Genomic DNA, 4,540 nt, shown 5'->3' with positions numbered 1-4,540 from the left:
GGTGATGAGAAATTCCTGAAAATCAACTGTTCCACATGCGGATACTGCATGCCTTGCCCTCAGGGGGTAAATATTCCCGAATGCATGAAAATCTATAATGAAAAATACCTGTTTGGCCATAAAGGCATGTTCAACCAATCATTTATGGATTATTACCAGTATGTTGGCGGAATCATGGGAAATTCAGGCAATGCAGGTAAATGTAATGGCTGCGGAAAGTGCTTAAGGAAGTGTCCTCAAAAATTGGATATCATAGAAGAGCTGAAGAAGGTCAAGAAGGAATTTGAGATTCCGGGCTATAAATATGCGCTTGTTTTAGTTCAAAACATCGGATTTCCAATTTATCGGGCCATGGTCAAATTGCTTAATCGTTAGGCATTTCTTAAGAGCAGGTATAAACTTATAAGTATTTTGTCCTCGACACATGTCCACTCCTGCAACAGTCTAAAGTCAATTGTCTCGCTCCAGATGTTTTGTCTCACTAATTCTGAAGTTTCTGTATACTCTTCACTGTCTCTTTGTTTTTTCAGGTACTCGTAGTAGTCATATGGCATGTCAATCACTTCAAATATTGATTAAATATAGTATATTTATTGAAATTCTATTTAAAGCTTTGTTGATGCCACTTTGTAAAATTGTAGTCATTGAAACATCTTATTTAAACTTTTCTATTATCTATACTATTATATACTTCAAGGATAGAAATATAATCAAGGTGAAAAAATGAAATTGGAAGAACTTTTAGCACCATGTCCAAAGTGCGGTTCAAAGGATAAAATCGCACACAGAAAAATGTTAGATAACCATCATGCTCATGCAGAAATGGAAACCGTAAAATGTGAAGAGTGCGGTTACATATTTTTTGTAAATGAGGATATGGAAGAAGATGAGAAAAGGAAACTTTTAAAAGAATTGAATAAGATTTACTGATAAAATGACATTTCATGTAATGATTATCCCTACGCTCAATTGTCCATCAAATTGTAAATATTGCTGGGGTTCAGAAAACAAAAAGGAAATGATGGATACTGAAATTATAGACCAGATTATTACATGGCTGGGAGATTTTAGGGATGATAAAGTTCACTTCACATTCCATGGTGGAGAACCTCTCCTGGCGGGTTATGACTTTTATGAATATTCCCTTGAAAAGCTCTCAAAATTGGATAATTTCGAGGGATTTTCCCTTCAAAGCAATATATGGCTTTTGTCTGATGAGCTGATTGATTTGTTTGTCAAATACAATGTTGTCGTAAGCACAAGTATTGACGGGCCAAAGGAAATCAATGATTATCAGAGGGGAGACGGCTATTTTGACAAGACCATGTCAAAATATGAGCTGGCCAAAAGCAAAGGCCTTATAATCAACTTTGTTTTAACTGTTACAGATTATTCCAAGGATTTCTCCGACGAATTGTATGAATTCTTCAAGGGAGAGAAAATGAACCTTAAAATCCATGCTGCGCTGCCATCATTAAGAGGAGACAATGCAGACCCTTGGGCGCTTGACCAGGAGGAGCACGGCAAACTGCTTGTCGACTGGCTGGACAAGTATCTTTATGATCTGGACAAGTTCACAGTGATGGATCTTGACCATATCTGCAAGTCCTCCCTGAGAAGAAGGGGAACCTTATGCACATTTGCCGATTGCATTGGAACCACTTTGGCGGTAGGCTCTGACGGTTCAATATATCCTTGCTACAGATTTGTCGGAATGCCTGAGTATGTTTTGGGCAATGTATCTGAAAATCCAAGCTTTGATGATTTGAAGAAATCCGATGCATGGGCCAAGCTTATGGAATTCAGGGATTATGTGGATGAAAACTGCAAAAAATGCAAATATGTTAAATATTGTGAAGGAGGATGCCCTTACAATGCAATTGTGGCATATCAGACTCCTCAGGCAGTTGACCCTCAATGCACAGCATATAAAATGATTTTCGGAGAGGTTTCTAAAAGGATGAATAAGGAATTTGCAAAATCCGCTTTTGGAATGGGTGCTCCCGCTCCTAGAAAAGATGGTGAACAGTTCAGCATTATGGATTTGGCAATGAAGCCTTGATTTGGTGTTATTATGATTTGTGATGAATGTGAACACTTGGAGTTTAGAAACAAATACAAAATAGTCTGTAAAGTTCATGAACATCTCTTATTGGATGTAAAGCAATGCCAAAACTTTAAGAAGAAAGATGAAAAATAAAATTAATGTTCATCTTACTTATTTTTTTATTTAGACCAAATATCTCAAAAGCAACATTTTAATGAAGCATGTGAAATGCTTCCAACTATTTTTTTGTAATACTGAGTATTTAAATGAACTCAAAAAATGTAATACTTTTATATACTTTGTAGTCTAAAATAATAATTAGTAATACTGAGTATTTAAATGAACTCAAAAAAAGTAATACTTTTTGGCTGTTGGTACTTACTGAATTTAATTTTTTAATTGGTTTTCAAATTTTGGGAAAGACCTTTAAAAAATTTTGAGTAATACTGGGTATTTAAATAAATTCAAAAAAAGTAATACTTAGAGGTGTTTTGTGTGATAGATGAAATAACTGATTTCCTATTTGGTCTAAAGATGACCATTATTTCAGGCATATTCTTATTAATAGCAGTTATTTTTATGATTTTTGGAGTTGAAACTCCAATTTACTTAAACCCTGCATGGGGAACAGTAATAATAAGCGGTATTCCAATGTTGCTTTTGGCAATGACTAGATTAATCCGCGAAAAATGGATCTCTTCAGCACTTTTGATTGCAATAGCCATGATTGCATCACTTTTAATCGGTGAAATATTCGCTGCAGGAGAAGTTGCATGGATTATGGCTTTAGGTGCTCTTTTAGAGGACTGGACAGTTGAAAGGGCTAAAAAAGGTTTGAGAAACCTTATTAACCTGACTCCACAAACCGGTAGAAGAATTGTTGATGGAGTCGAGGAAGTTGTTCCTGTTGATGAAATCAAGATTGGCGATACTTTAAGGATACTTCCTGGTGAAAGCGTACCTGTTGACGGTGAAGTAATAAAAGGTACTTCCTCACTTGACCAGTCAATCATGACTGGTGAATCTCTTCCTATTGATAAGGGAGTTGGAGACGAGGTGTTTTGTGGAACCATGAACATGTACGGTGCAATTGACATTAAGGCGACCAGCCTTGGTGAAAATTCATCACTTCAAAAGCTCATCGACCTTGTAAAGGCTGCTGATGAAAAGCAGGCTCCGACTCAAAGGATTGCTGATAAATGGGCAACTTGGCTTGTTCCCGTTGCATTGATAATCGCTATTGTGGCATGGTTGGTAACCGGAAATATCGAAAGGGGAGTTACCGTTTTGGTAGTGTTCTGTCCATGTGCATTAATTTTAGCTACACCAACAGCAATAATGGCTGCAATTGGCCAAGCGACTAAGTATGGTGTATTGATCAAGTCTGGTGAAGCACTTGAAACCTTAGGAGCTTTAAATACTTTGGTATTCGACAAGACTGGTACTTTAACTTACGGTAATTTAGAAGTTTCTGATATTATCTCACAAAATGATGGACTGTCCGATTTGGATTTGCTTAAACTCACCGCTTCATGTGAAAAATTAAGCGAACATCCTCTGGCAAAGGCTATTGTTAATAAAGCGAATGAGGCTGAAATCGACATTGAAGAGCCTAAGGACTTTAAGATGTATCCCGGCAAAGGGGTTACATGTACTAATTCTTACGGTAAGGTATATGCAGGAAACTCCAAATTTCTAATCGAAAATGATATCGATGTAGATGTCGACGTTCAATTAGACCAACTAAAAAATGAAGGAAAGGCTTCAATAATCGTTGCATTAAACGGCAAGGTTGCCGGACTAATCGGATTGTCTGATGTGATTCGTGAGGATTCCAAAGGCATGATTGAAAGTCTGCATGATTTGGGAACCGAAACCATATTGCTTACTGGAGATAATACAGAAACTGCTAATTACTTTGCCTCCCAGGTTGGAATAGGCAAAGTTTATGGAAATCTGCTTCCGCAGGAAAAGCTTGATTGGATTGAAAAGCTCAAAAGCGAAGGCAAGAATGTATGTATGATAGGTGACGGCGTGAACGATGCGCCTGCACTAAAGACCGCTGATGTAAGTGTTGCAATGGGATCCGTTGGAAGTGATGTTGCTATCGAGGCGGCGGACATTGCGCTTTTGGGTGACGATATCGGCAAGATTCCATATCTCAAGAAACTGTCAAATTCAACATTGTTTACTATCAAGGCAAATATTGCCATTTCAATGACAATCAATGCGGTTGCAATTATTTGTTCCGTTTTAGGATTGTTGAATCCTGTTACCGGCGCTATTGTCCACAATGCAGGATCATGCCTTGTTGTATTGAATGCGGCATTACTGTATGACAGGCACTTTGACGATTCAATCAAAAAAATTGACTCCGAGAATGTCGAACACAATCACTATCATTTCCATAATGACGGCGAGCACACCCATTCACATGAGGGCATTGTAATAATGGATGAGATTGAAACTGAAAATGGAATAAAGCATATGCAT

General features: G+C 37.4%; 5 protein-coding genes. 4 read left to right on the top strand and 1 reads right to left on the bottom strand.

Going from position 1 to position 4,540, the window contains the following annotated elements:
* The coding region (locus E7Z79_RS09270) for a 4Fe-4S dicluster domain-containing protein (protein ID WP_303739660.1) at positions 1-375 on the top strand (375 nt) is incomplete at its 5' end.
* Here the strand turns inward: E7Z79_RS09270 and E7Z79_RS09265 are convergent.
* Entirely contained in the window at positions 372-554 is a 183-nt protein-coding gene (locus E7Z79_RS09265) for a hypothetical protein (protein ID WP_303739659.1), read from the bottom strand. The genes E7Z79_RS09270 and E7Z79_RS09265 overlap by 4 nt on opposite strands.
* 169 nt (positions 555-723) lie before the next feature.
* Here E7Z79_RS09265 and E7Z79_RS09260 point away from each other — a divergent pair, with 169 nt between their 5' ends.
* The 3 genes from E7Z79_RS09260 to E7Z79_RS09250 all read left to right on the top strand — a co-directional run.
* Positions 724-930 (top strand): TIGR04165 family Cys-rich peptide, encoded by a 207-nt coding sequence (locus tag E7Z79_RS09260; protein ID WP_303739658.1) that lies wholly within the window; start codon positions 724-726, stop codon positions 928-930.
* A gap of 4 nt (positions 931-934) precedes the next feature.
* Positions 935-2,062, top strand: a complete 1,128-nt coding sequence (locus E7Z79_RS09255; RefSeq protein ID WP_303739657.1) for a TIGR04083 family peptide-modifying radical SAM enzyme — start codon at positions 935-937, stop codon at positions 2,060-2,062.
* A gap of 480 nt (positions 2,063-2,542) precedes the next feature.
* A partial coding sequence (locus E7Z79_RS09250) for a cation-translocating P-type ATPase (RefSeq protein ID WP_303739656.1) occupies positions 2,543-4,540 on the top strand: 1,998 nt, incomplete at its 3' end.

It is taken from the genome of Methanobrevibacter thaueri (genome assembly GCF_015062905.1).
Taxonomy (GTDB): domain Archaea; phylum Methanobacteriota; class Methanobacteria; order Methanobacteriales; family Methanobacteriaceae; genus Methanocatella; species Methanocatella thaueri_A.
Note: the sequence above shows the minus strand (reverse complement) of the source record. Positions and strands in the feature narration are given on the sequence as shown.

Excerpts from the sequence above, each read along its gene's own strand:
- E7Z79_RS09265 (WP_303739659.1), bottom strand. The coding sequence starts at position 554 with ATGCCATATGACTACTACGAGTACCTGAAAAAACAAAGAGACAGTGAA.
- E7Z79_RS09260 (WP_303739658.1), top strand. The coding sequence starts at position 724 with ATGAAATTGGAAGAACTTTTAGCACCATGTCCAAAGTGCGGTTCAAAG.
- E7Z79_RS09255 (WP_303739657.1), top strand. The coding sequence starts at position 935 with ATGACATTTCATGTAATGATTATCCCTACGCTCAATTGTCCATCAAAT.